Here is a 25,415-nt window from a genome sequence, read left to right on the forward strand (position 1 = left end):
TTCCAGCCGCTTCCGGCCCTTCCTTGCGGCATCTTCGCGCCCGTCCACCCGACTTTGACGCGATCTTGGCGGCCGTCTCCGTCAGAGCCGTATCAAGGTCCGTCGCTCGGGCCCTCCAGGTGACTACGGTGTCCGCCATGGCACGCCCTGACGGGTCCGGTGAGGTGGCGAACGACCTCGACTGGACGAGGCAGTTGCGGAGCGCCGTCCGTTGCGCCGGCGTTCTGCTCGCCCTGCTACTCCTGGTCGACTGGGGCACCGGCAGAATTGCCCTATGGCGCACCGCGCTGTGGTGCGCACTCGCAGGGCTGCTGTTCGTCGTGCTCTTCCCCGCCCGTGTGTCCGCAGGCCGGAATTGGCTGGCCTCACGCCGACTCGTGCGCGAGCAGCGTGTGCGGACGGACTTGCTGGTGTCGGTTCGCTGCCTGGACGGCGTCTCCCCGCAGCTCGTGCTGCGGGACGCGATGGGCGGCCGGGTCCAGATCGACCCCGAAGTCCTCGTCCGCAACCCGCACCTGTGGTTCCGCCTGCACGAGGGCGTGCGCAAAGCGGCGGCCGACGGCCTGCTGCTGTGCGGGCAGACCGCTCTGCGCCGCCTGTCGGCCCGCATGGACCGCCAGACGGCACAGGCCGTGTTCAAGGCGTCCGGACTGGACTAGCACTGCCCCCGAGTCTGTCGCGGCTGCTGGTCACGCTGCTCGATGGCGTGTTCGGGGCAGGGTTCCGCTGAAGCGGACGAACGTCTGGACACCGGCAGCCTCAGCGGAACCCGCCTTGCCAACTACGGGCTGGTCAGGGCTCAATCCCTCCGGTTCGCAGGATGCGGCTGCACTCCTGTCATGAGGATGTCCAGCCCGCGCCGCGTCGTCGCCAGGACCACTCGGTCACCAGCCCTCAACACGCGGCCCTGCGACGGACGCCAGTCGAAGCCCGACCGGTCCAGACGCAGACCGGTGAGGGTGTCCATCGACGACGGGTCCGCGGCAGCACCCGCGGCCCCGACGGCGAGCACCCGCCACTCGTTCTCCCGGAACGCCTCATGCACCGACCGCCCTTCCAGTTCCGGATGCCCGGACACGTCCACGCAGGTGAACAGCAGCGAGCCCCGCTCCACCGGCATCACACCCAGCACATGGCGGCCCATCATGGCGGCGGCGAAGGACGGCGCGGCCAGTGCGGAAACGCTTCGGCTGCGGGTGAGCGCGTCCGGGTACGAGGCACGCAGGGTCCGCTGGACGGTCGCTGCCAGGTCGTCGTCATACAGCCGCATGACGACGCGCACGGCGGGGTTGCTCTCCCGGACGGCCATGACGATGTCCAGGTTCTGGCCGTCGTCACGGGTCAGGACCAGCAGCGAGCTACTGCGCCGGACGCGGGCCAGGTCGAGCACGCCGGGAGCGGTGGCATCCTGCAGGATCAGCGGTACGCCCAGTTCCCGCGCGAACGCGACGCCCCGCGCGTGCGGGTCGCGTTCGATCACCACGACCTGGTGGTCCGTGGTGCGCAGCCGGGCCAGCACCCGCGTACCGATCTTCCCGAGGCCGACGAGGACGATGTGGCCGGTCGTGTTCTCGTCGGGCGGATGGCTGGCGGAGGCTGCGCGGAAGGCTTCGGTGGCGTTCAGTGTGGCGGCCACGACGAGCGGCAGCACCGCCAGGCCGACGAAACCTGCCACCAGCTGGAGGATGCGGCGGGCGACGGGCTCGTCGGTGGCCGGGTCGCCCATGGTGAAGATGTCCAGCATGGGCAGGTACAGGTTCTTCCACCACGGGTGCTCGTCGGCGAACAGCGCCGTGGCGGCGGCCAGGGCCAGCACCATCGCGCCGAGCGCGCCGAAGACGGCTGTGACCTCCCGGGAGAGGAACACCCGCCACGGCAGGTGCGCGAGCCGGGCCCGCAGCCAGGCGCCGGGGCGGACGCGCAGTCGTCTGGGCGCCGCTTCGAGCGCGTGCTGGTGGGTGACCTCCTGGAGCATCAGCCGGCCGTGCGTGAACTGGCGGTGGTAGGCGGTCCGGGTGTCCGGCAGCAGCTGGGTGCCGTCCTCGCCGGGGGTCTCCGGGCTGTCCTGGCTCGCCGGGTCGTCCTGGTGGGCGCCGGATAGTACGGCGAGCGTGGCCAGGTCGGTGGCCTGCGGCGGGCTTCCGGCCGGACGCACGACACCGCGGAAGACCTTTCCCTCCACCTGCAGGGTGTGCCCATGACCGACGGCGGCTGCCGCCACGAGTTCGGGTACGGCGGTGTCGGCGTCGGACAGCACCGTGGTGGAGGTGTCCTGCACCGCTTCCCCGGACAGACCGGCGGCACGGTCCAGCAGCCGCTCCAGGTGCCGGCCGCGCTCGCGGTGGAACATCCGCACCACCAGCCGTATCGACGGGTTGAGGGTGCGGGCCAGCAGGGCGGCGGTCATGTTGACCTGGTCGTCTCGGTAGGTGAGGGCGAGCGCGGCGGCCCGCTCCACCCCGGCGGCCCGCAGGGTCCGCTCGTCCGGGCGTACGGAGACGAGCAGCTCCACCGGCGACCGGGGGTCCTCGTGCAGCGCGGCGATCCCCGCGCCGTACTCGTCGTCCCGGGACGGCACCACCACGGTGACGACCTCACCGCACACGGCGTCCAGTTCGAGGGCGAGCCGGTGCGCGAGTCCGTCGTCACCGCAGATCACCATGTGCTGCGAACGCTGTCCAAGTTCCGGCCTGAGTTGGAGAGTTGACGTCACATCAGAGAGGAACGGCGGGAGGCGTGACGTCGTTCCACCGGGCGGCCCGTCCGGCGTCAGGATCCCGTCAGGGAATCCGCCGAGCTTGCCTCATCACCCGCGTACCGGCCCTGCCGTGTCCAGCGCGGCGCCGGTCTGGTCGGCCAGGGTGACGGCGACCAGCCGCGCCTGGAGCGGGGGCACGGCGCCCGGGCCGGGGGTGAGCATGAAGCGGCCGAGGTAACGGCCGTTGCCGTACGCCCGGAGTTCGATCTCGCCCTCGGGCCAGCCGTCGGTGTCGGGGTTCCAGCTGCGCCGGCCGACCGTCACGCTGCCGTCCTTCTCCAGACGCGCCGGCCTGCCTACCAGGCTGCCGTACTCGAAGCGGCAGGCGCGCAGGCCGAGCAGGTCCGTCAGTTCGGTGCGCACGTGATCGACCACGGTGTCCGCCGAGTTGGCGGACTGGGCCAACGCGGCGGTCCGGTGGATGCGCGCGAGATGGTCCGCGTCGGTCACGGCCATGACTTCCAGTCGGCGTGCGTGGGCCGCGAGCTGGGAGACGATCACGCCGACGACCAGCAGCAGTACCGCCGTTTCGATGTCCGCCGAGGCGTTGATGTCGAAGGTCTGGTACGGCCGGGTGAGGAAGAAGTCGAACCAGGCCGCGGCCGACAGGGCCGCGACCACACCCGCGGTGCGGCTGCCCAGTGCGGCCACCGCCACGACCACCACGACGAGGATCAGGGCGGCGTTCGTGTGCGACAGGCTCGTACGGAACGGGACGAGGGCGAGCGCCACCAGGAACGGGGCGCCCAGGCCGGCCGCCAGGGCGAGCCGGTCCCTGAGTGGCCAGGGGTGAGCGGGAGTGCGTGTGCGGTGGAGCCTCCAGGCGCCTGTATCCGTGCTCATCGCGCACCTCCTGCGCTCTGCTCGGTGGGTTCGGCCCCTACGCTCTGGTCGGAGATCGGCAGCGACACGACCATCGTAAGGCCGCCGCCGGGCGTGTCCTCGGGGCTGAGGGTGCCGTTCATCGCCTCGGTCAGGCCCCGGGCGAGGGCCAGGCCGAGGCCGAGTCCTGTGGTGTTGTCGGTGTCGCCGAGCCGCTGGAAGGGCTCGAAGATCCGCTCCCGGCCGGTCTGCGGCAGCCCCGGCCCTCGGTCCACGACTCGCAGCTCGACCTGGCCGGCCAGGGCGCTGGCAGTGACCATCACCTTCTGCCCCGGTGGGGTGTGGCGGGCGGCGTTGCCGACCAGGTTGGCGATCACGCGTTCGAGCAGCGGCGGGTCGGCCAGCACGGCCGGGATGTCCTCGACGTCGGCGACCTCGACCTCCGGCACGTCGACCAGCGCCATGGGCAGGACCTCCTCCAGGGAGGTCGCCCGCAGGTCGAGAGCGAGGGCGCCGGCCTCCAGACGGCTGAGGTCCAGGAGGTTCTCCACCAGGCGGTTGAGCTTGGCCATGGACTCGTCGGCGGTGGCGAGGAGCTCGTCGCGGTCCTCCTCGGAGAAGGCGACGTCCCGGCTGCGCAGTGAGGTGACGGCGGCCCAGCCCGCGGCGAGCGGAGTGCGCAAGTCGTGGCCGACGGCCCGCAGCAGGGCCGTGCGCAGCCGGTCGGCGGCCTTCACGGGCTCGACCTCGGCCGCCGCCTCGGCGAGGCGGGCCCGCTCCACGGCGGAGTTGACGTGCGCGGCGAACGCGGCCAGCACCCGCCGCTCGGAGGAGGAGAGGGTACGGCCGCGCAGCACCAGGTACGTTCCCGCACCGGCCGGCACCACGGTGGCGCCGTCGGAATCAGGTGGCTCGTCCGCCAGCTCGGCCGACTCCATGCCGAAGGTCTCCCGCGTCCGCTCCAGCAGGGCCGGGATCGTCGCCTCCCCGCGCACGATCGTCCCGGCCAGCGACGACATCGTCTCCGCCTCGGCAGTGGCCCGCGCCGAGCGCCGGGACAGCCGTAGGGAGCGGTCGACGACGGCGGCCACGGTGGCCGCGACGACCGCGAACACGGCCAGCGCCAGCAAGGCGTTCGCGTCGTGCAGGGTAAAGGATCCGATGGGTGGGACGAACCAGTAGTTGAGCAGCAGCGATGCCGTCACCGACGCGATCACCGCCGAGGCGACCCCGCCTATGCAGGCCACGCCCACCACGGCCAGCAGGAACAGCAGTGCCTCGCTGGTCAGGTCCAGCGTGCCGCGCAGCTGGGCGAGTCCGGCGGTGAGCAGCACGGGCAGCACGAGGCCGGTCACCGGTCCGGCGATCAGCCGGGCCGTGGACAGCGTGCGCCGCCGGGACGGCAGCAGGGTGCCGCGTCCGGCCCGTTCATGGGTGACGCGGTGGACGTCGATGTCGCCGGACAGCTCCGTCACGGTCTCCCCCGTGCCGGGCCCGGTCAGGAACCTCTGCAGCCGGCCACGTCGGCTGGTGCCGAGCACCAGCTGGGTGGCGTTCTCGGCGCGCGCGAACTCCACCAGCGCCGTGGCCACGTCGTCGCCGACCACCGAGTGATAGCTGCCGCCGAGGTCCTCCACCAGCCTGCGCTGACGGGCCAGGGACGCGGCCGAAACGCCGCCTGCCAGGCCGTCGCTGCGGGCCACGTGCACCGCGAGCAGATCGCCGCCGGCCGACCGCGCGGCGATCCGGGCGGCCCGCCGTACCAGCGTGTCCCCTTCCGGCCCTCCGGTCAGGGCGACGACCACCCGCTCCCGGGTCTCCCACACACCGCCGATGCCGTGCTGCGAGCGGTACTCCTGCAGCGCCTCGTCCACCCGGTCCGCCACCCACAGCAGCGCCAGCTGCCGCAGCGCGGTCAGATTGCCGGGCCGGAAGTAGTTCGCGAGGGCCGCGTCGATCTTCTCCGGGGCGTAGATGTTCCCGTGCGCCATCCGCCGCCGCAGCCCCTCGGGGGGCATGTCCACCAGCTCGATCTGCCAGGCCCGGCGTACGACCTCGTCGGGCACCGTCTCATGCTGCGGGACACGGGTGATCTTCTCGACGACGTCGTTGAGGGACTCCAGGTGCTGGATGTTCACTGCGGTGATCACGTCGATGCCGACGGCGAGAAGGGCGTCGATGTCCTGCCACCGCTTGGCGTTGCGGCCCTCGCCCGGGATGTTGCTGTGCGCGATCTCGTCGACGATCGCCACCTGCGGGCGCCGGGCGAGCACCGCTGCCAGGTCCATCTCCTGGAAGCCCCCGCCGCGATAGGTGCAGGACGCACGGGGGACGACCTCCAGGCCGTCGAGCATCGCCTCCGTGTGCGGGCGGCCGTGGCACTCCACGAAGCCCACCACCACGTCCGCCCCGCGGGCGGCACGGCGCCGCCCCTCGTCGAGCATCCGGTAGGTCTTGCCGACCCCCGGGGCCGCCCCGAGGTAGACCTTCAGTCGTCCGGGCCGTACGTCACTCATCGCCGCCGACGCGCTCCGCTCAGTGGATCAACTTCCCCCACTCTTTAAGGGGCTGTTCCTACGGAAGCTCTTCCGAGGGCCGTGTGGGATGCGTGTTAGCGCTTCCTTGGCGCTTATCCCGGTGACCTTGACACTGTCTTGGCGTGACCTGGGCCGATAGGGTGAAGGCGGTGTGCCGGGAAGTCTGGTCGGCAGGGGAGCCAGGGTGGCTCCCCTTTCAGTCCCAGGAGGACGGCATGCGGAGCGTCGGCACGGTACTCGCGTTGGTCATTCTGGCCACCGTGGTGGCGACCTTCGCCCGCCGCTGGCGCATCCCCGCCCCCTCCCTGCTGGTCGTCGCCGGCCTCGCGGTGGCACTGCTGCCGGGAACCCCCCAGATCGAGATCAGCCCCGAGATCATCGGCCTGGTCGTCCTGCCGCCGCTGCTGTACGCGAGCGCCGAGGAGATGCCCTGGCGTGAGCTGCGGGCGGTGTGGAAGCCGGTCGGGATCCTCGCGATAGGGCTGGTCCTCGCCTCGGCCGCGGCCGTCGCCGCGGTGGCCGCCTGGGTCACGCCGCTCTCCTGGCAGATGGCGTTCGTGCTGGGCGCGGTGCTGGCCAGCACCGACCCGGTGGCCGTGACGGCGCTCGGCCGCCGGCTGGCCCTGCCGCCCAAGGTGCAGGTCCTCGTCCAGGCGGAGAGCTTGTTCAACGACGCGACCTCGCTGGTGCTGGTCCGGGTGGCGGCAGGCATCGCGATCGCCTCGGCCGCCGCGAACTGGGGGGCGGCGGGCGGCCAGTTCCTGCTGCTGGCCGGCGGCGGCACGGTGATCGGAGCGGCGGTCGCCGGAGTCATCACGCTGATCCGGCGCCGCACCGAGGACCCGGTCCTGGAGACGGTGATAGCACTCGTCACCCCGTACGCCTCCTACCTGCTGGCGGAGGCCGCGCACACCTCCGGAGTGACGTCCTGCGTGGTGGCCGGAGTGATCCTCGGTGGCCGGGGGGACCGACTCACCAACGCCCGCATCAGACTCCAGCTGCACGCCGTCTACGGCACGGTGGTGTTCCTTCTGGAGAGCGTCGTCTTCTCGCTGATCGGTCTGGCGCTGCCCGGCGAGGTCCGGGCGCTGGCCCACAGCGACCGGGCCTGGCCGCTGTACGCCCTCGCCGTCGCCGCCACCCTCGTCACCGTTCGCCTGCTCTGGATCGCGCCACTGTCCGCGGTCGTCCAGCGCAAGGGCGGCATCGGCCGCCTCAACTGGCGGCTGCCGATGGTGCTGACCTGGGCAGGGACGCGCGGCGTGATGCCGCTGGCCGCCGCCCTGTCCATCCCCGAGATCGCCAAGAACGGCACACCCCTCACCGACCGGCCGCTGGTCCTGGTCCTGACCACCTCGGTCGTCGTGGTCACCCTCGTCGGACAGGGCTTCACCCTCGCCCCGGTCGTCCGCGCCTCCGGCATCGCCCTGGAGCCCGCCCACACCGAACGCGAGGAGACCGAGGCCCGCTCCCACCTCGCCCACGCTGGCCTCGCCCGCCTTGAGGAGCTGGCCGAACTGGAGGCCGTCCCCGACATCGTCCTCGACCGGCTGCGCCGCGGCCTGAACGCCCGACTGGAAGACGCTCGCGACCGCCTCGCCGAGAGCAACGGCACCGCTGCGGCCACCGAATCGGCCGACCTCGTCTACCGCCAGCTGCGCCGCGACCTGATCGCCGTCGAGACGTCGGAGCTGCAAAGCCTGTACGACGCCCACCGCATCAGCGACACCACCCGTCGCCGCCTCCAGCGGTCCCTGGACCTGGAAGAGACACGACTGGCGGACGGCTGAGAGCAGTTGGCCGGTGCGCTTCGAGTGGATCTGACCGGTGCCGATGCGTCGTCCTGCTCGTGATCGCGTGTGACATCGGGGAGGTCGCGCGGCTGCTGTGGACATGCACCCCGCCGCCCGACGGGTTTCCTGGCCCGGCCCATGCGCTTCAGGATGCTCGCCGGGATCCTGGCGGCCGTGGTGCTCCTGACCCGCCGGACCCAGCCGACCGTCGGACGACCGCTCAGCGGAACTCGGCCAGCCGCGGTCGCAGCCCCAGCGCGGTGAGCGCCATGGCTGCGAGGAGCAGGCCGGCCGCCCAGGGCAGCAGGTCGCTCACGGCCGAGCGGCCGTCCCGCACCGACGAGGTGAAGTGGGCGCGGTTGATGTCCGTCACCTTGTCCAGGGCGGCCATCCACGCGCCGAAGTGGGCGTTGGAGGTGTCCGGCTTCCAGTCCATGCAGAACTCCACCGCCTCGCGTTCTTTCCCAGCCGCCAGCAGGGCGCGGATCTTGCGGTCGTCGCGCTGGTAGACGGCGTACGTGTCCACGGTCCGCTCGGCCGCGGCACGTTCCCCGGGGAACGTGATGTTGTCCAGCTCGCGCCGGAACTCTCCGGTGAAGCGCAGGTCGTGGTGATCGGTCTCGTACGCCCGCCAGCTGGTGGACAGCCCGTCGTCGTACGTGTCGAGGGTCGCGCCTCGTATGCCGTAGAGCTGCTGGGACTTGGCGAGGAACGAGCGCGCGTACTGGTCGCGGCGCTGCGGGTCGAGCAGGTAGCGGCTCTCGTCGGCGTTGGCGTCATAGGCGATGGCCCGCGCGCGGGAGAGGGCGACGACGGAGTCGAAGGCGTCTCGGCGGGCGCCGCTCAGATCGTCGGACGAAGAGGTCAGCATCTGCGCGCCGAGGATCACCGCGAGCACGGTGCACAGTGCGCCGGCGAGGAGCGGCGGGTTCAGGATCCGGTGGAAGCGCCGGGCCAGGTACCACTGGAGGAGACCGAGGACAGCCAGCAGGAGCAGGCTCAGCGCGGCGGTGGCCGCCAGCTGTGCGGCGAGGGTCGAGCGGGCGGCGGTGTACTCCGCGTCGAAGGCACGGTCGTTGGAGGCCACCAGGGTTCGGGACTCGGGCAGTAGCTTGCCCTGCAGCAGGTCGGTCGCCTTGCGGTAGTCGGCCAGGGCGGCCGGCTTGCCGCCGGTGTGCCCGTCGTTCTCCAGGGCGCGGCCGATCAGCTCCTGGTACTCGGCGAAGTCGTCGGTGAGGTTCTCGACGGTCTTCTCGTCGGCCCGGTCGCCCTGGGCCGCGACGGCGAGGGTCCGCAGGTCGTGGCCGATCTCGCGCCGGGAGCTGCCGTAGAAGCCGACCGCCTTGTCGTACGGGGTCTGCAGGCGCCCCTTCCCCGCATCGCCATTGGACAGCAGGATATTGGCGGCCTGCGCGTCCATGTCGTTCAGGGCGAGGTTGAGGTCGGCGGCGCTGGTGGTGCGCGGCGCGTCCCGTCCGGCGACGCTGTCCCAGGTGCCGTTCGCGGCGAGCCCGGCGACGAGCAGCAGCGCCGCCGCGGCGGTGGCGAGCAGGAGCGTGGCCGCGCGCAGGAGGCGCAGCCGCGCGGGCACGGTGGCCCGGAAGCGGCGGCGCAGAGCGGCCCGCGCGGCCGCTGCCCGCTGCCCCAGGCGCAGCCCCGGACCCGGTCCGGCCGTCCGCGAATACCCTCGTCTTCGCGGTCCGGGGCTGCCCCCGGGTTGGGCGACCACTGTCCGTGGCGGTGCTCCTTGCCCGGTCCGAGGACCCTGCGCTGATCCGGCCGTGAGAGTCACGGTCCCTCCAACGTCACCGCCACGGACGGTCGCCCGTCCCCCGTTGCCGATCAGTCTGCGACCGAAAATCAGCCACCCCGGCTCGCCTTGACGGCTCCCTGATGGCGAATCAGCCCTGTTTGACGGCACTTTGACGTCGGCCTTCGTGGCGCCGTATGAGTGCCGCAAATTCGGTGTCCTTCGCACCGTCCGAAGCAGCGAGCGGGACTAGATTCGCTGTCGGCCGCCGCCGGGGCCGCGGACGTCAGTGGCCCCGCACGATGAGCGGAGTCCCCACTCCGCCCTGAGGCGAAGGCGGTCCGGTGCGTGTCCGAGGGGCGCGCATCCGCGCACGGCGTTCTGTCGTCGCCTCATCGCCGGCGCTCGTGCGCCACCGTGCGGTGCCGGGGCCCCGGCACCGCACGGACCCTGGCCACAGTCCCTGTCCACCGTCAAGGCACGAAGGTGTCCATGCTTCCCGCTGCCCCCGAGCAGGCCCCGCCATCACGCCCCGAACGCGCACCCCGAACCGGAGCGGGGGGAAGAACGAGGCGGCGCGCGCCGAGCGGGTTGTTCGAGCCCGCCCAGCTCGTCCGCTCCTTCCCCGAAGCGGTGCGCAAGCTGCATCCGCGGGTCCTGGTGAAGAACCCGGTGCTGTTCGTCGTCTCTGTCGGCGCCGTCCTCACGACGCTGTCGGCGTTACTGCACCCAGCCGTCTTCACCTGGGTCATCAGCCTGTGGCTGTGGCTGACGGTCGTCTTCGCCAACCTCGCCGAGGCGGTCGCCGAAGGCCGCGGCAAGGCACAGGCCGAGTCGCTGCGCCGGGCCCGCACGGACACGGTGGCGCTACGGCTGCTGCACTGGAGCTACGGCACGAACCTCGCCACCGCCCGCACGGAAGCCGTGGCCGCCACCGACCTGAAACCACTGGACGTCGTGCTCGTCGAGGCGGGCGAGATGATCCCGGCGGACGGCGACGTGGTCGAAGGCGTGGCCGCGGTGGACGAGTCGGCGGTCACCGGTGAGTCGGCCCCCGTGATCCGGGAGGCAGGCGGCGACCGCAGCGGGGTCACGGGCGGTACCACGGTCCTGTCCGACCGGATCCTGGTCCGGGTCAGCGCCCGCCCCGGTCACAGCTTCCTGGACCGCATGATCGCGCTGGTCGAGGGCGCCTCCCGGCAGAAGACCCCGAACGAGACAGCTCTCAACATTCTCCTGGCCTCGCTCACGATCATCTTTCTCCTGGTCGTGGTCGCCCTGCAGCCGATGGGCGAGTACGCGAGTGCCGCGCAGTCGACGACCGTGCTGGTCGCGCTGCTCGTCACGCTCATCCCGACGACGATCGGGGCCCTGCTGTCCGCGATCGGCATCGCGGGCATGGACCGGCTGGTGCAGCGCAACGTGCTCGCCATGTCCGGCCGGGCGGTCGAGGCTGCGGGTGATGTGAACACCCTGCTGCTGGACAAGACCGGCACCATCACCCTGGGCAATCGCGAGGCAGCCGCGTTCGTGCCGCTGCCCGGTATCGACGCACGGCAGCTGGTGGATGCCGCCCAGCTCTCCTCCCTGGCCGACGAGACTCCGGAGGGCCGCTCCGTCGTCGTCCTGGCGAAGGAGCGGTACGGGCTGCGGGCGCCTGCCGAGGGTGAGTTGGCGAACGCCCGCTGGGTCGCCTTCAGCGCCGAGACCCGGATGAGCGGCGTCGACCTGCGCTGGAACAACGGCGCCGTCTGCGCCATCCGCAAGGGCGCCGCGCAGCAGGTGATCGAGTGGGTGCAGATGTACGGCGGCCAGGTACCGCCCGAGGCACGGCGGTACGCCGACGCCGTGGCCGCATTCGGCGGCACACCGTTGCTGGTGGCGGTGCACGACTGGGACGGGCCGCGTGTCCTCGGACTCATCCACCTCAAGGACGTCGTCAAGGACGGCATCCACGAACGCTTCGCCGAACTGCGCCGCATGGGTATCCGCACGGTGATGATCACCGGCGACAACCCGCTGACCGCGAAGGCCATCGCCGAGGAGGCGGGCGTCGACGACTTCCTCGCCGAGGCCACCCCCGAGGACAAACTCGCGCTGATCAAACGCGAGCAGGAGGGCGGCAAGCTGGTCGCAATGACCGGTGACGGCACCAACGACGCCCCCGCGCTGGCCCAAGCCGACGTCGGCGTGGCGATGAACACCGGAACCTCGGCCGCCAAGGAGGCCGGCAACATGGTCGACCTCGACTCCAACCCCACCAAGCTCATCGAAATCGTCGAGATCGGCAAACAACTCCTCATCACACGCGGGGCGTTGACAACCTTCTCCATCACCAACGACGTGGCGAAGTACTTCGCCATCATCCCGGCGATGTTCGCGGGCTCGTACCCCGGTCTGGAATCGCTCAACGTGATGGGCCTGCACAGCCCGACCTCCGCGATCACCTCCGCGATCATCTTCAACGCGCTGATCATCGTCGCCCTGATCCCGCTGGCCCTGCGCGGCGTGCGCTACACCCCGGCCTCCGCCCTCGACCTGCTGCGCCGCAACCTGCTCGTCTACGGCCTCGGCGGACTCGTCCTGCCCTTCGTCGGCATCAAGCTGATCGACCTGCTGATCTCACAGGTGCCCGGCCTTGGCTGAACCCCGCGCATCCGCATGGCTCGCCCGTCAAGGTCCCGTATGCGCACGTCAGAGCCCCGTCAGAGACCGGCGTTCCGGCTTGCCCGGCGGCTGCGGGACAGCTTCCATGGATCTCGTGAACAGCGCCTGGCTTCTCTTCGACCGGCCGCCGAGTCCCGCTCGGCCACCGCGTCGTGCGCCACGCTGACCGGAAGCGCCCACGTTCTGCCGGCATCGCGTCCCGCCGACGCCGTGCCCGCTGACGCCGCGTCCCGCCGACGCCGCTTTCCGTGACCGGAGGGGCGCCGCGATCGGCTCCCGGCGCCCCTCGTTCACCTGTCTACCCCGCACGCACACCGCCCCTCACCGGGCCGTGCCGACGTGCCTGCAACCCCGGATGGGATCATGTCCAACTCAGCCCTCTCCTCCCGTACCGTCCTGGTCACCGGCGCCACCTCCGGCATCGGCCACGAGACCGCCCGACAGCTCGCCGAGCGCGGCGCCACCGTGCTGCTGCACGGCCGCACCGCCGAGGAAGCGCGCGCCGCCGCCGACGCCCTCGTTGCCACCGCGGGTGTCCGAGCCAGCCAACTGTGCGCGTACGCAGCGGACTTCGCCCGTCTGGACGAGGTGGAGATGCTCGCCCAGCGGGTCGTCGCCGAGCACCCGCACCTGGACGTCCTCGTCAACAACGCGGGCATGGCCGCCCCGGAGCGCCACACGGTCACCGCCGACGGCAACGAGATCGCCTTCCAGGTCAACTTCCTCGCCCACTACCTGCTGACGTGCCTGCTGGAGCCGGCGCTCACCAGCGACCCGGGCGGCCGCGTCGTCAACGTCTCCTCCTCCCTGCACCGCACGGCCTCCATCAGCTGGACGGACCCCAACCGCGCCCGCCGCTACTCCCGCCTCGCCGCCTACGCCCAGTCCCAGCTCGCCCTCACGGTCTTCGCCGCCGACCCGCGCGTCACCGCCGTCTCCGTCCACCCGGGCGTCTGCGACACCGCACTGCTGCCGCTCTACTCCCAAGAGGGCGTCTCGGCTTCCGAGGGTGCGGGGCACGTGGTCCGGCTGTGCGACCCGGCCGTCGAGATCGTCAACGGCGCCTACTACGACCGCGACGAGCGCGCCGACCCGGCCCCGGCCGCGACCGAGGACCGCACGGTCAAGCGCCTGAACAAGCTGGCGGACCTGCTGGTCGGCCGCACCGCTTGAAGAACCCCCGCTCTCAGAGGAGTTGACGTACATGTCCAAGCGCGCCCGCAAGAAGAAGGCCAACCACGGCGGCAAGGCCGGCCAGAGCTGACCGAGCGCGGCAGCAGGGCGGGCGACAGGGGACAGCCTTCCTCCGGTCGCCCGCTCATCCGTATCCCGTCTCCCCCACCCATGAGGCGTCGATGATCGAGATTTCACCGCCGGACAAACGGGCGCTTGCGCGCTGGTTCCCCACGCACTCCCCGGGTCCCGCCACGATCGGCGAGCACGTGCTGGCCACCGGCATCGGCCGCTGGTGGGCCGACCGGCCCGTCCAGCCGAGCACGGTCGCCGTCTCCTGCGCCGGCCACGTCGTACTGCGCGGCAGCCCGGAAGAACTGACACCGGAACTCCTCGCCCCGCTGGCCGGCAACCGGGTCGAAGCCCCGGCACGGTTCCTGCCCGCCCTCGGCGCCGCCTTCGACCGGCTCACCCCGTGGGAGCGCATGATCTGGACCCTCCAGGCCACGCCACAGTCCGCGACGGTCCCACACGCGGTGACCATACGGCGTCTGGAGCCGGCGGACACCGACGCGGTGCAGGAACTCGGCCCGGACGCCTCCTGGCTCTCGGCCAGCTGGGGCGGACCACGCGGCCTCGCCGCCTCCGGCCACGCCTGGGCCGCGGTGGGCCGCACCGGCCGCATCCAGGCAGTGGCCTGCACCTACTTCCGCGGCACCGGCCACGAGGACGTTGCCGTCCACACCGTCCTCGACCACAGGCGCCACCACCTCGCCCTGGCCTGCGTCACCGCCCTGTGCGCGGACATCACCGCCCGCGGCCACACACCCAGCTGGAACTGCTCCCTCCACAACCGCCCCAGCCGCCTCCTGGCCTGGCACGCCGGCTTCCGCCTCGTCCGCGAGTACGTTCACTATGCGGTGGGGAGCCCCGCGTCACACCATCGGCTCAGTGCCTAGGGCTGTGACCCGACACCCCCGCCAGTCTCGGCAGCCATGACCGAACGTCAAAGCCGGCTGCTCCACGAAACAGGTCACCAGGCTCCTGCCGGGTGGGCAGCACCGTAGCGTCAACGCTTACTCAGGTAGACGATCACTCCCATGGCGACGGGTGCGCCGATGGTCCAGATCCAGGCGATCGGATGGCCGAAGTTCATGGTCCGGCCCCAACCGACGCGCTTGGGTACGGCGAGCCGTGGATCATCTCTGTTGACGTAGAAAATTCCATGCCAGTGGCGATCGTCGTCCCAGTTCACGTCCCGCCTCCCGATACCCGACTCGCGGGAGTGAACCTACTCCCCAAGAGACATCACCCGCCGGTGCGGTTTTCGGTTACAGCACCAGCCAACGACCGCCACGGAAACAGGGAGCCGTCAGTGTCCAGGAAACTCCCGCTCCTCACCTTGCCGATCCTCGAGGACCGCCATGGGGTCGAGGGATGGTGATCCGCCATGACGAAGCCGGCTGCCGGACGGGTCGTCGTGGGAGTGGACGACTCCTCGGCCGGATTGGGGGCCTTGCGTGCCGCGGTGGCTCAGGCTCAACTCGCGGGCCGGGAACTGATCGCCGTACGTGTCTACGAGCCGCAGTGCCCCTACGCGACCTGGCGAGGCAGGCCGGTCGGGTGGCCGGTTGGCCCCTCGGAGTCGTCCTCGCCGTCCTGGCAGCAGTTGCAGGCCGCCCGCGAGCAGCGAGAGAGATGCCATACGGCGGGCCTTCGGCCAGGCGGTCGGCGGCATTCCGCACGGTATGCGAGTGCAGGTGGTCGCATCCATGGGCTCACCCGGCGAGGTGCTCGTGGCCACCGCGCACTACAACGACGACCTGCTCGTGGTGGGCCAGGCACCTATTCGCAGGCTGCGGTGCCTTTGGCCGTGGCGCTGGTTCCTGCGCTCCACCCGCCGCTACTGCTCCGCACACGCCGTCTGCCCCGTGCTGGCCGTCCCCCCGCAGCGATTCGTTCCAGTCGCCGCCACCAGCGAGCCGTTGCATCCGCAGGCCCGGGACCAGCCATGGGGCGTCACGCACGATCCACCTGTCGAACTGGCCCGCTCGGTAAAACCGGGCGATAGAAAGATGTGGCCCGAGCGCGCCTGCTGCTGCTCGGCCCCACCGATGGTCAAGGCAGTCTTGCCGACCGGCGACCGGCACGCGGTGGACCTCTTCCTGTGCGGGCACCACTACCGGGCCTCCGTCGGGCCTCTGGCGCTCGCCAACGCCATGGTGATTTTCGGCGAGCGCTCAGCCATACATTCACACGTCGGGCAGCGGTAGTGAGGTCCGGATGTTGCCCACTACGGCGGTCTGGAACGGCAGGGTCGCAATACGAACACGACAGCATCCAGGCCGAAGGAGATCCGGCGGCCACCTGACGACAGCGTCCCTGTGGCGGGCATGGACGGAAGGGAGCACGCGCCACTGCACCGCCTCCCGCAGGACAGCCGTTCCGGCAGGAGCCCGCCATACGCGCGCCAACCGATCAGCGCGGATGGCCCTTGACCGGAGCGAGTCGCTGCGCGTCAAGGACTCATCAAAGAAGTGGCCGTAGTCATCACAAATCCGCTAATGACACTCGCCAAACGGCCGGCCTGCGACTGTGCTGAATGAGCCGGTGCTTTTACGGCACCACCTTTTCCTTGCGGCCACATCGCCGCACTGCAGCCGAGCATCCCCTTCCCGTCGTCGCCACGGGGGTGTCACACATGCCGGATCTCGGATTCATCGTTCTCGTCATCGCAGCGTTCGCCCTGATCGCTCTGATCGCCAAGGGGGTGAGCCGGCTGTGAGCCTGGACAACGTCGTCGGCCTGGTCGTCGCCGTCTGCCTGGTGATCTACCTGGTCCTGTGCCTGATCTTCCCCGAGAAGTTCTAGCTGCGTCCTACACGGACCGTGGCTGGAGAGGTTCTCCATGAACGCCACTCTCGCGGGCTGGCTGCAGATCATCGCCCTGGTCGGTGCGCTGGCCCTGACCTTCCGCCCGCTCGGCGACTACATGGCCCATGTCCTCACCTCCCCCGATCACTGGCGCGCGGAGCGCCTGCTCTATCGGGCCGGCGGCGTGGACGCGGACGCCGAGCAGACGTGGCCCGGCTATCTGCGCAGCGTGCTCGCGTTCTCCGTGGTCTCGGTGCTGTTTCTCTACGGCTTCCTGCGGCTGCAGAGCCATCTCCTGCTCTCCCTCGGCATGAGGCCAGTCGCTCCCGCCCTGTCCTTCAACACCGCCGCCTCCTTCGTCACCAACACCAACTGGCAGAACTACTCGGGCGAGTCGGCCCTGGGCCATCTGGTGCAGATGGCGGGTCTGGCGGTGCAGAACTTCGTCTCGGCGGCGGTCGGAATCGCCGTGGTCGCCGCCCTGATCCGCGGCTTCACTCGGAAGAAGACCGACCGGGTCGGCAACTTCTGGCAGGACCTCACCAGGGTCGTGCTGCGGGTACTGCTGCCGATCTCGCTGGTCATGGCCGTCGTGCTGGTTGCCGCGGGCACGATCGAGAATTTCCACGGCTTCGAGTCGATCACCACCATCGCCGGACAGCACCAATCCATCCCCGGCGGCCCGGTCGCTTCCCAGGAGGCCATCAAGGAACTCGGCACGAACGGCGGCGGGTTCTACAACGCAAACTCCTCTCACCCCTTCGAGAACCCCAACCCGTTCACCAACTGGCTGGAGATCTACCTACTGCTGGTGATCGGCTTCTCGCTGCCGCGCACCTTCGGCACGATGGTCGGTGACAAGCGGCAGGGCTACGCCATCGTGGCCGTGATGGCGCTGATCTGGGCCTCCTCGGTGGCCATCGTCACCGTCAACGAGCTGCACAGCGTGAGCAGTTCGGCCGGACAGGCGGCGAGCGGGATGATGGAGGGCAAGGAGCAGCGCTTCGGGATCTGGGCCTCGGCCCTGTTCGCCGTGTCCACGACCCTGACGTCCTGCGGGGCGGTCAACTCCTTCCACGACTCGTACACGCCGGGCGGCGGCGGCCTGACGATCTTCAACATGATGCTCGGCGAGATCGCGCCCGGCGGCACCGGATCCGGCCTCTACGGCATCCTGATCCTGGCTGTCGTGGCGGTCTTCATCGCCGGCCTCATGGTCGGCCGCACCCCCGAGTACCTGGGCAAGAAACTGCGCGGCCGGGAGATGAAGTACGCCTCCCTGTACATCCTCACCACCCCGGCGATCGTGCTGGTCGGCACGGGTGTGGCGATGGCTCTGCCGGGTGAGCGGGCGGCGATGCTCAACCACGGTCCACACGGCTTCTCCGAAGTGCTCTACGCCTTCACCTCGGCCGCCAACAACAACGGCTCGGCGTTCGCCGGGCTGAGTGCCAACACCGTCTGGTACAACACCGCACTAGGACTCGCGATGCTCCTCGGCCGCTTCCTGCCGATGGTGTTCGTGCTGGCGCTGGCCGGATCGCTCGCCCAGCAGCAGCCGGTGCCGGTCACAGCGGGCACTCTTCCCACCCACCGGCCGCAGTTCGTCGGTCTGCTGTCCGCCGTGATCCTCATCGTCGTCGGCCTCACCTACCTGCCCGCGCTCGCGCTGGGACCGCTCGCGGAAGGGTTGCACTGATGCCCACCACCACCTTGGAAGCCAAGACGCCGAAGGGGCCGCCGGAGGCCCAATCCCATCGGGTCTCCGCGGGAATGCTTGACCCCAAGCTGCTGCGCGCCTCCGTCCCCGACGCGCTGCGCAAGCTCAACCCGCGCCGGATGGTCAAGAACCCCGTGATGTTCGTGGTCGAGGTGGGCGCGGTGCTGACCACCCTGTCGGCGATCAGGAACCCGAGCGTCTTCGCCTGGGTGATCACCGTATGGCTCTGGCTGACCGTGGCCTTCGCCAACCTCTCGGAGGCGGTCGCGGAGGGACGCGGCAAGGCGCAGGCGGAAACACTTCGCCGGACGAAGAAGGACACCATGGCCCGCCGTGTCATCCATGACGGGCAGCCCGGCGCACCGGAGGTCACCGAGGAGGTGCTGGGCACCGAGCTCCGGCTCGGTGATCACGTCGTGGTCGAGGCCGGTGAGATCATCCCCGGTGACGGCGATGTGGTCGAGGGCATCGCAAGCGTGGACGAGTCGGCCATCACGGGTGAGTCGGCTCCGGTGATCCGCGAGTCGGGCGGCGACCGCTCCGCCGTGACGGGCGGGACGAAGGTGCTCTCCGACCGCATCGTGGTGCGGATCACCTCGAAACCCGGCGAGACGTTCATCGACCGCATGATCGCGCTGGTGGAGGGCGCGGACCGGCAGAAGACACCGAATGAGATCGCGCTCAACATCGTCCTGGCCTCGCTGACCATCGTCTTCCTGGTCGCCGTGGTGACCCTGCAGCCGTTCGCCATCTTCGCCGGCGCCGAGCAGTCCATCGTCATCCTCGTGGCGCTGGTCGTCGCCCTGATCCCGACCACGATCGGCGCGCTGCTCTCCGCGATCGGCATCGCCGGGATGGACCGGCTGGTGCAGCGCAACGTACTGGCCATGTCTGGGCGTGCCGTGGAGGCCGCCGGCGACGTCAACACCCTGCTGCTGGACAAGACCGGCACCATCACCCTGGGCAACCGGCAGGCTGCCGAGTTCCTGCCGGTCAGCGGCGTGGACCTGGAAACGCTGGCGGACGCGGCCCAGCTCTCCTCGATCGCCGACGAGACGCCCGAAGGGCGCTCGATCGTGGTCCTCGCCAAGGAGCGTCACGCGCTGCGCGCACGGACCGAAGGCGAGCTGGCGCACGCCGAGTTCGTCCCGTTCACCGCACAGACACGCATGTCGGGAGTGGATCTCGACGACGAGCTGGACAACCGCTCCCTGCGCAAGGGCGCGGCCACGGCGGTGATGCGCTGGGTCCGCGAGCACGGCGGCCATCCCACCGACGAGGTCGGCCCGCTGGTCGACGGCATCTCCGCCACGGGCGGCACGCCGCTGGTGGTCGGCGAAGTGGACCGGCGAGCAGGGGTCGAGAGCGCCCGGATCCTCGGGGTGATCCACCTCAAGGACGTCGTCAAGCACGGTATGCGCGAGCGCTTCGACGAACTGCGCCGCATGGGCATCAAGACGGTCATGATCACCGGTGACAACCCGCTCACCGCCAAGGCGATCGCCAAGGAGGCGGGCGTCGACGACTTCCTCGCCGAGGCCACTCCCGAGGACAAGATGGCCCTCATCAAGCGGGAGCAGGCCGGCGGCAAGCTCGTCGCGATGACCGGTGACGGCACCAACGACGCCCCGGCCCTCGCCCAGGCGGACGTCGGCGTGGCCATGAACACCGGAACGTCGGCCGCCAAGGAGGCCGGCAACATGGTCGACCTCGACTCCAACCCGACCAAGCTCATCGAGATCGTCGAGATCGGCAAGCAACTCCTCATCACCCGGGGTTCCTTGACCACGTTCTCCATCGCCAACGACATAGCCAAGTACTTCGCGATCATCCCCGCGATGTTCGCCAGCGTCTACCCAGGGCTGCACCATCTCAACATCATGGGCCTGCACAGCCCGACCTCGGCCATCTCCTCCGCGATCATCTTCAACGCGCTGATCATCGTCGCGCTGATCCCGCTGGCACTGCGCGGCGTCCGCTACCGGCCGTCCTCGGCGGCCGCGCTGCTCAGCCGCAACATCTGGGTCTACGGCCTCGGCGGCCTGGTGCTGCCGTTCGTCGGCATCAAGGCCATCGACCTCATCATCCAGTTCGTCCCCGGACTGCACTGACCGACTAGGAGGGCGATCTTCGTGTTCGGCTCTCTCGCCCATGTGGTCCGCCACCACCTGGCGGCGCTACGCATGCTGCTGGTGTTCACCGTGATCACCGGCATCGCCTATCCGCTGGCCGTCACGGGCATCGCCCAGGGCCTCTTTCCACGCCAAGCCAACGGATCCATGATCAAGGACAACGGACGTCCGGCCGCCTCCGCCCTCATCGGCCAGACCTTCGACCGTCCCCTGCACAAGGGTCAGACCGCACCAGCACCCGACACCAAATGGTTCCAGCCCCGCCCGTCCGCGGCGGGAAGCACCGGCTACGACCCGACCAGCTCCGGCGCCTCCAACCTCGGCCCCAACAACGCCGCGCTGGTCAAGACGATCGCCCAGCGCCGCGCCGCCGTGGCAGCATTCGACGGCGTCCGGCCGAGCAGCGTTCCCGCCGACGCGGTCACCGCCTCCGGTTCCGGTCTCGATCCGGACATCTCACCCGCGTACGCCTACCAGCAGGTGAACCGGGTGGCGAAGGCCCGTGGACTGGCCCCCGCCGCAGTCCGACATCTCGTCGTCACACACGTCAGCGGCCAGGAGCTGGGTTTTCTGGGTCAGGAAAACGTCAATGTCGTTCGGCTGAACCACGATCTGGCCGCGTTGAAGCAACGATGAACACGACCGCACAGCATGCTTCACGCCGTCCCCCGGCGAGCTCACCCTCGCCCGACCGGACCACGTGACTCCTGGCTCGAGAGGTCGGTCCAGGGCAGGAAGAGGAACACAGATGACGCGACACGTGCTGATAGTCGACCACGAGCCACAGCTGCTGCGTGCTCTGGACGTCAGTCTCACCGCGCAGCGCTACGCCGTCGCCGCCGCGCCCGACGCGACCAGCGCCCTCAGACTGGCCGCCGGCAAGCCGCCTGACGCGGTGATCGTCGACCTCGACCTGCCTGACGCGGACAGCACCAATCTCATCACCGGCCTGCGGTCCTGGTCGTCCATGCCGGTCATCGCCCTGTCGGAGCATGCCGCTCCCGCCGACGTCGTCAACGTGCTGGACGCGGGCGCCGACGACTACGTGACCAAGCCGTTCGCCATGGAGGAACTGCTGGCCAGGCTTCGTGCCGTACTACGTCGCACGGACCGCGGTTCCGGACCGGGGACAGTCAGCGTCGGAGAATACGCCGTGGACCTGACCGCCCGCACCGTGGTGGGGCATGCGGGTCGCGGTGAGCCCGTCCACCTCTCGCCCACGGAATGGCGGCTTCTCACCCCCCTGCTGCGCAATCCGGGACGACTGGTCACCGGCCACCAGCTGCTGCGCGACATCTGGGGACCGGGCCACGACGAGCACTCCAACTACCTGCGCATCTACATCTCGGGCCTGCGCCACAAACTCGAACCCGACCCGGCCCATCCGCGTTACCTGATCACCGAGCCCCACATGGGCTACCGCTTCGAACCCGGCGGAGGCACGGCACGGTGAGCGTGGGAGACACCGTCGTCATGGCGGTCTTCGCCGCCTGCGGCGGATGCGTGATGACGCTCGCCGGAATCACCGGCCTGCGTCAGACCCGCAGGATCGAGCGGACCGGCGTCAAGGCCTGGGCACTGGTCAAGCGCAACCCCGCAGGGCGTGAGGCCGATCCCTCCATGCCACGCCCGCTGCTCCAGTTCAGCACGGAGGCCGGCCAAGTGGTGGAGATCGGCAGCCCCGTGCCTGCGACACGGCGGCGGCCGTTGCGCGACGGCGACACGCTGCTGATCACGTACGATCCGGCCGACCTGGGCACCGTGGTCGTCCACAGCCGCGAACGGCGTCTGCTGGACTACGCGTTCATTGCCGCGGGAACCCTCGTGCTTCTGCTCTCGGTGGTGCTGGTCGTCCTCACAGCGCCGTAGTCCGTGCTCTGCATCCTTGCGGCCCCTCTGCCACTTACAGAGGGGCTTCAATCCGCCGTCCGGCGCATGGCGTTCCCGCTCTCGGCCGCCGCAGGCAGGCTCAGCACGGCGGTCAGACCACCGCCGGCCGTGACCTCCCACCGCAGTTCGCCACCGATCAGCTGCGCGAGGTCCGCGCACAGGCGCGGCACCAGCCCGCTGACCGGAGCCGGAACGCCCACGACCTCCCTCGCCTCGACGCCGGGAGGACCGTGGTCGACCAGCCGGATCTCGACATGGCCATCGGCCGTCACCACGGTCACGGCGGACGGCTCAGCGTCGGGGCTGCGACGCAGCGCATGGGCTGCCAGGTCGGTCACCACCCGGGGGAGCACCGCGGCATCCGCGATCACGTCTGGCAGGTCCTCGGTCATCTCCAGTGTCAGGGTGTGCCCGCCCGGGCTCAGGTCCCCGAGCACGACCGCCATCACCTCGTCCATGTCGACCGGCCGCAGATGCACGTCCAGGGCGCCGGCGTGCACCCGGCTCAGGTCCAGCACGTCGCCGACGAGGGCCCCGATCCGACGGACAGCCTGTTCGGAGCGGTCGCACAGGGCAGCACACTGAGCAGCCGTCGCGGGCGTTCGCCGCTCCCGCAGCCGCTCCAGTGCCGCTTGCGCCGCTGCAACCTCCATCTCCAGATCGTTCGTGGCAGCCCGCAGGGCCTCAGCGCGGCGCCGGTCGGAGACGGCCCGCTCGCTCAGGGCCTCGGCCTGCCGGCGACTGCGCCGATTTTCCCAGGCCGCCGTCACCTGGGCGGCGCAGCCGTGCAGCAGGCGCCGGTCGTCCTCGTCGAGAGGCCTGCCACGCGCGGCCGGCACCAGTTCGTCCACACTGGCACTTCCGTGTCCGCCTGCTCCGGTCGCTCGGGCGGGCGGGGCCCCGAACTGGCGGTGACGAACCACTCTCGGGTGTCCGGGCCCTCCCGCTGGAGCAGGCTGAGCGCCTCAAGGCCGAAGGTGGTCCGGACGCGTTCCAGCAGGGCCGGCAGATCGTCGCGGTCGCGCAACGCCGACGTCGCCAGATCCGCGAGGGTCCCCGCCTCCGCCGAAGCCCGCGCGTGTGAGCACCCGGGTCCTCGCGCTGCACGGCGACGGGCACCTGGAGCGCATCACGCTCGTCGACGACGCCACGGGGAACGAGGTTGAGGAGCGGGCGCGGTTCGTCTTCACCTTCATCGGTGCGCGGCCACGCACCGGCTGGCTGGCCGGGGTCGTGGAGTGCGACGAGCACGGCTTCGTGCTGACCGGCCCCGCCCCGACCTGTTGCTCGCCGGGAAGCCTCCCGCCGACTGGCCGTTGGCACGCGAACCGCTGATGCTCGAGACCAGCGTCCTAGGGGTCTTCGCGGCCGGTGACGTGCGCGCCCACTCGATCAAGCGGGTGGCTTCCGGCGTGGGCGAAGGCGCCATGGCCATCGCGCTGATCCACCGGTATCGGGCGTCGTCGGGCCAGTAGCGAGGGCCGGAGGGGGGAGCCCGTCATGCGAGTCGGCAGGCACCTGCAGACTCACCACCGCGGCAGGGGGTGCTCCTGGTGCCTGCGACGTCCCAGACTCACGACGAAAGTGCAATGTCGTGCCTGGTCCGGTATGACGGCGACCGGTGGGTACGGCTCTGCCGACGCTCGGAGGGCTGGGCATGCTCCATCATTTTCAGTGACGGAGGCAGCAACAGCCCCTCCTACCATCGCGTTTGGTGCGAATGGGGGGCCTGGCTTGCGTCGGGCCGACTCGGGGGCCGTCAGGCGCCGGCCGCGTCGACCTTGAAAGGGGCTCAGCGGCGGCCTCGCGGGTCCCCGTAGTTGGCGAAGAAACTCACGACGACAATGAGGCCGAAGATCCCCAGGCCGAAGGTGCCGACGATGGTCCAGATCCCCTTGCCGTCCTGCGCGGAGCGAACCCCGCCAGCCAGCCCGCCGACGGCCATGCACACGCCGAGGACGAAAGCCCGCGAACCCTGGGGCTTGAGCCAGTGCCGCTTGTCCGGGCCTCGGCGCCCCGGCGGGGGCGGCCCAGCGGAGTGTGTCATTGGTATCTCACCTTTCTTGGTTCCCCCCGGGCCTCGACGTGAGTGTCGCCCGGCTTCTTGTGTGTCATCTTCTCGCCGACGTCCTGCTGGGCCCGGACCAGGCCGGCAGCGTGCTCCAGTGCGGCGAGCAGGTGGCCTTCGCTGTGGCCGCGCCGCGCAGGCTTTTGGGTCCACCGCGAGGCTGCGCAGGCTGGTCGCCTTCGGTCGGCGGTCGGCGGTCGGCGGTCGGCGGTCGGCGGTCGGCGGTCGGCGAGCCATCGTCCGACCGCGCGGTCCAGCGCATCGCCGTCGATGCGGGCCAGCAGCCGCCGGACCGTCGTTTCCGCCAGGCAGGAACCGCTTCGAAAACCGTGTTCGAGGCAGCGGTGTAGAAGCTGGCACGGGCGTACCAGGCGGTGTAGGTCGCGAGCGAATGCCACGGGGCCAGGGCAACAGGGCCCTCCCGTGGCTCCGGCGCGTTCTGATCCCGTTAAGAACTGACGTCTCATCAACCTCCCCTGTATAGAGTCACAAATGCCCGGCGACACCTGACAGGTCAGAGCCGGGCAGACCTGACCAGTCACTTCACGGGGGTAGATCAGTGACCCGAGCCATCTCTGTGCGCGCAACCCTTCGCCGTACCGGCGTTGCCGCCTGTCTGGCCGCGATGCTGTGCGGGGGCGCCGCCGTTCCGGGGGCTGCGGCAGCCGATCGCAGCGCTTCTTCCTCTAGGGACTCCGCGACGGACACCGCCCAGCAGTCGGCCGACCTGCTGTCCCGGCTCGCCGCCGAGGGCGTCTCCTCGGGCGGGGGAACGTTCGACACCGGGGGCGTCACGGCCGCGCTCAAGAAGAACGCCGACTCGGTCCGGCAGAGCGCTGTCGCAGCCGCGGCGCTACCGAAGTGCCGAGGCACCTTCAAGCACACCACGGCCGACGTGACCCTGCAGGAGTCCATGCGGTACGGCATCCCCTGGGGGGTGAAGCTGCGCCCGGCCAACAGAAGGTTCGGCGTGGTCAACCTCAGCGCCCAGATATTCGCGAACAACCGGCAGGCCAACGTCTACCAGCCGCACGTCGAACCATGGAACTACCACTTCCACGGCCCGCTTCCGCGCACGTTCCACATCGTGCGAAGCAACAAGACGTACACCATGCCGCGCGGGGCGACGGTGTCGTTCCTGTGGGTGTGGTACTCGGTCGCCAAGCCGAGCCAGGGCGGCTACCGGTATGTGAACTGCACGTTCAAGCCGTAACGTTTCGGACGGCGAGCA

22 protein-coding genes are annotated in these 25,415 nt (G+C 70.3%); 15 read left to right on the plus strand and 7 right to left on the minus strand.

Annotated elements, in window-relative coordinates:
• Positions 1-137: 137 nt before the first annotated feature.
• Positions 138-659, plus strand: coding sequence for a hypothetical protein (locus ACZ7FF_RS05090; protein WP_470809621.1), 522 nt, complete (start codon positions 138-140; stop codon positions 657-659).
• 140 nt (positions 660-799) lie between these two features.
• Here ACZ7FF_RS05090 and ACZ7FF_RS05095 read toward each other — a convergent pair whose 3' ends face one another.
• The 3 genes from ACZ7FF_RS05095 to ACZ7FF_RS05105 all read right to left on the minus strand — a co-directional run bounded on the left by ACZ7FF_RS05095 (position 800) and on the right by ACZ7FF_RS05105 (position 6,096).
• Positions 800-2,662 carry an NAD-binding protein gene (locus tag ACZ7FF_RS05095; protein ID WP_470809622.1) on the minus strand — a complete coding sequence of 621 codons (1,863 nt, stop codon included), beginning with the start codon at positions 2,660-2,662 and terminating at the stop codon, positions 800-802.
• 144 nt (positions 2,663-2,806) lie between these two features.
• Positions 2,807-3,601, minus strand: a complete 795-nt coding sequence (locus tag ACZ7FF_RS05100) for a DUF4118 domain-containing protein (protein ID WP_470809624.1) — start codon at positions 3,599-3,601, stop codon at positions 2,807-2,809.
• The gene (locus ACZ7FF_RS05105) at positions 3,598-6,096 is read right to left on the minus strand and encodes a sensor histidine kinase (protein WP_470809625.1); all 2,499 of its coding nucleotides are present in this window, start codon (positions 6,094-6,096) and stop codon (positions 3,598-3,600) included. The genes ACZ7FF_RS05100 and ACZ7FF_RS05105 overlap by 4 nt, the downstream gene beginning before the upstream one ends.
• A 236-nt stretch (positions 6,097-6,332) precedes the next feature.
• Between ACZ7FF_RS05105 and ACZ7FF_RS05110 the strand changes: the two genes are divergently transcribed.
• Positions 6,333-7,907, plus strand: a complete 1,575-nt coding sequence (locus tag ACZ7FF_RS05110) for a Na+/H+ antiporter (protein WP_470809626.1) — start codon at positions 6,333-6,335, stop codon at positions 7,905-7,907.
• Between the two features lie 223 nt (positions 7,908-8,130).
• Here the strand turns inward: ACZ7FF_RS05110 and ACZ7FF_RS05115 are convergent, their stop codons facing one another.
• The gene (locus tag ACZ7FF_RS05115; RefSeq protein WP_470809627.1) at positions 8,131-9,639 is read right to left on the minus strand and encodes a hypothetical protein; all 1,509 of its coding nucleotides are present in this window, start codon (positions 9,637-9,639) and stop codon (positions 8,131-8,133) included.
• Between the two features lie 513 nt (positions 9,640-10,152).
• Between ACZ7FF_RS05115 and kdpB (ACZ7FF_RS05120) the strand changes: the two genes are divergently transcribed.
• The 3 genes from kdpB (ACZ7FF_RS05120) (at position 10,153) to ACZ7FF_RS05130 (ending at position 14,459) form a co-directional block, all read left to right on the plus strand.
• Positions 10,153-12,306, plus strand: coding sequence for a potassium-transporting ATPase subunit KdpB (gene kdpB, locus ACZ7FF_RS05120; protein ID WP_470809628.1), 2,154 nt, complete (start codon positions 10,153-10,155; stop codon positions 12,304-12,306).
• A gap of 384 nt (positions 12,307-12,690) precedes the next feature.
• Positions 12,691-13,500, plus strand: a complete 810-nt coding sequence (locus ACZ7FF_RS05125) for an SDR family NAD(P)-dependent oxidoreductase (protein ID WP_470809629.1) — start codon at positions 12,691-12,693, stop codon at positions 13,498-13,500.
• A 182-nt stretch (positions 13,501-13,682) separates the two neighbouring features.
• On the plus strand, positions 13,683-14,459 hold the full coding sequence (locus ACZ7FF_RS05130; RefSeq protein WP_470809631.1) for a GNAT family N-acetyltransferase: 777 nt from the start codon (positions 13,683-13,685) through the stop codon (positions 14,457-14,459).
• Positions 14,460-14,569: 110 nt separating this feature from the next.
• On the opposite strand, the gene ACZ7FF_RS05135 is transcribed toward ACZ7FF_RS05130, so the two are convergent.
• Entirely contained in the window at positions 14,570-14,755 is a 186-nt protein-coding gene (locus ACZ7FF_RS05135) for a DUF5808 domain-containing protein (protein ID WP_470809633.1), read from the minus strand.
• 499 nt (positions 14,756-15,254) lie between these two features.
• Here ACZ7FF_RS05135 and ACZ7FF_RS05140 point away from each other — a divergent pair, with 499 nt between their 5' ends.
• The 7 genes from ACZ7FF_RS05140 (at position 15,255) to ACZ7FF_RS05170 (ending at position 22,095) form a co-directional block, all read left to right on the plus strand.
• Positions 15,255-15,773 carry an adenine nucleotide alpha hydrolase family protein gene (locus ACZ7FF_RS05140; protein ID WP_470809634.1) on the plus strand — a complete coding sequence of 173 codons (519 nt, stop codon included), beginning with the start codon at positions 15,255-15,257 and terminating at the stop codon, positions 15,771-15,773.
• A 508-nt stretch (positions 15,774-16,281) separates the two neighbouring features.
• On the plus strand, positions 16,282-16,371 hold the full coding sequence (kdpF, locus tag ACZ7FF_RS05145; protein ID WP_470809635.1) for a K(+)-transporting ATPase subunit F: 90 nt from the start codon (positions 16,282-16,284) through the stop codon (positions 16,369-16,371).
• A 37-nt stretch (positions 16,372-16,408) separates the two neighbouring features.
• The gene (gene kdpA / locus ACZ7FF_RS05150) at positions 16,409-18,073 is read left to right on the plus strand and encodes a potassium-transporting ATPase subunit KdpA (RefSeq protein ID WP_470809637.1); all 1,665 of its coding nucleotides are present in this window, start codon (positions 16,409-16,411) and stop codon (positions 18,071-18,073) included.
• A complete protein-coding gene (kdpB, locus tag ACZ7FF_RS05155) occupies positions 18,073-20,205 on the plus strand; it encodes a potassium-transporting ATPase subunit KdpB (RefSeq protein WP_470809638.1) in 2,133 nt (710 codons plus the stop codon). Before kdpA ends, kdpB (ACZ7FF_RS05155) begins: the two co-directional genes overlap by 1 nt.
• A 21-nt stretch (positions 20,206-20,226) precedes the next feature.
• Positions 20,227-20,862, plus strand: coding sequence for a potassium-transporting ATPase subunit KdpC (gene kdpC / locus ACZ7FF_RS05160; RefSeq protein WP_470809640.1), 636 nt, complete (start codon positions 20,227-20,229; stop codon positions 20,860-20,862).
• 112 nt (positions 20,863-20,974) lie between these two features.
• A complete protein-coding gene (locus ACZ7FF_RS05165) occupies positions 20,975-21,679 on the plus strand; it encodes a response regulator (RefSeq protein ID WP_470809642.1) in 705 nt (234 codons plus the stop codon).
• A 20-nt stretch (positions 21,680-21,699) separates the two neighbouring features.
• Positions 21,700-22,095, plus strand: coding sequence for a DUF3592 domain-containing protein (locus tag ACZ7FF_RS05170; RefSeq protein ID WP_470809643.1), 396 nt, complete (start codon positions 21,700-21,702; stop codon positions 22,093-22,095).
• A gap of 47 nt (positions 22,096-22,142) precedes the next feature.
• Here ACZ7FF_RS05170 and ACZ7FF_RS05175 read toward each other — a convergent pair whose 3' ends face one another.
• On the minus strand, positions 22,143-22,967 hold the full coding sequence (locus ACZ7FF_RS05175) for a sensor histidine kinase (RefSeq protein WP_470809644.1): 825 nt from the start codon (positions 22,965-22,967) through the stop codon (positions 22,143-22,145).
• Between the two features lie 229 nt (positions 22,968-23,196).
• Here ACZ7FF_RS05175 and ACZ7FF_RS05180 point away from each other — a divergent pair, with 229 nt between their 5' ends.
• A complete protein-coding gene (locus ACZ7FF_RS05180; protein ID WP_470809646.1) occupies positions 23,197-23,451 on the plus strand; it encodes a hypothetical protein in 255 nt (84 codons plus the stop codon).
• Entirely contained in the window at positions 23,451-23,591 is a 141-nt protein-coding gene (locus ACZ7FF_RS05185) for a hypothetical protein (protein WP_470809647.1), read from the plus strand. The genes ACZ7FF_RS05180 and ACZ7FF_RS05185 overlap by 1 nt, the downstream gene beginning before the upstream one ends.
• 317 nt (positions 23,592-23,908) lie before the next feature.
• Here the strand turns inward: ACZ7FF_RS05185 and ACZ7FF_RS05190 are convergent, their stop codons facing one another.
• A complete protein-coding gene (locus tag ACZ7FF_RS05190) occupies positions 23,909-24,163 on the minus strand; it encodes a hypothetical protein (RefSeq protein ID WP_470809649.1) in 255 nt (84 codons plus the stop codon).
• A 598-nt stretch (positions 24,164-24,761) separates the two neighbouring features.
• On the opposite strand from ACZ7FF_RS05190, the gene ACZ7FF_RS05195 reads away from it, so the two are divergent.
• A complete protein-coding gene (locus tag ACZ7FF_RS05195; RefSeq protein WP_470809651.1) occupies positions 24,762-25,397 on the plus strand; it encodes a hypothetical protein in 636 nt (211 codons plus the stop codon).
• Positions 25,398-25,415: the final 18 nt, after the last annotated feature.

It is taken from the genome of Streptomyces sp. NPDC037126 (genome assembly GCF_055605965.1).

Bases quoted from the DNA above. Each gene is read 5' to 3' on its own strand.
- kdpB (WP_470809638.1), top strand. From the start codon at position 18,073: ATGCCCACCACCACCTTGGAAGCCAAGACGCCGAAGGGGCCGCCGGAG.
- ACZ7FF_RS05165 (WP_470809642.1), top strand. From the start codon at position 20,975: ATGACGCGACACGTGCTGATAGTCGACCACGAGCCACAGCTGCTGCGT.
- ACZ7FF_RS05185 (WP_470809647.1), top strand. From the start codon at position 23,451: ATGCTCGAGACCAGCGTCCTAGGGGTCTTCGCGGCCGGTGACGTGCGC.
- ACZ7FF_RS05170 (WP_470809643.1), top strand. From the start codon at position 21,700: ATGGCGGTCTTCGCCGCCTGCGGCGGATGCGTGATGACGCTCGCCGGA.
- kdpB (WP_470809628.1), top strand. From the start codon at position 10,153: ATGCTTCCCGCTGCCCCCGAGCAGGCCCCGCCATCACGCCCCGAACGC.
- ACZ7FF_RS05105 (WP_470809625.1), bottom strand. From the start codon at position 6,096: ATGAGTGACGTACGGCCCGGACGACTGAAGGTCTACCTCGGGGCGGCC.
- ACZ7FF_RS05090 (WP_470809621.1), top strand. From the start codon at position 138: ATGGCACGCCCTGACGGGTCCGGTGAGGTGGCGAACGACCTCGACTGG.
- ACZ7FF_RS05100 (WP_470809624.1), bottom strand. From the start codon at position 3,601: ATGAGCACGGATACAGGCGCCTGGAGGCTCCACCGCACACGCACTCCC.
- ACZ7FF_RS05190 (WP_470809649.1), bottom strand. From the start codon at position 24,163: ATGACACACTCCGCTGGGCCGCCCCCGCCGGGGCGCCGAGGCCCGGAC.
- kdpA (WP_470809637.1), top strand. From the start codon at position 16,409: ATGAACGCCACTCTCGCGGGCTGGCTGCAGATCATCGCCCTGGTCGGT.
- ACZ7FF_RS05125 (WP_470809629.1), top strand. From the start codon at position 12,691: ATGTCCAACTCAGCCCTCTCCTCCCGTACCGTCCTGGTCACCGGCGCC.
- ACZ7FF_RS05110 (WP_470809626.1), top strand. From the start codon at position 6,333: ATGCGGAGCGTCGGCACGGTACTCGCGTTGGTCATTCTGGCCACCGTG.
- ACZ7FF_RS05095 (WP_470809622.1), bottom strand. From the start codon at position 2,662: ATGGTGATCTGCGGTGACGACGGACTCGCGCACCGGCTCGCCCTCGAA.
- ACZ7FF_RS05130 (WP_470809631.1), top strand. From the start codon at position 13,683: ATGATCGAGATTTCACCGCCGGACAAACGGGCGCTTGCGCGCTGGTTC.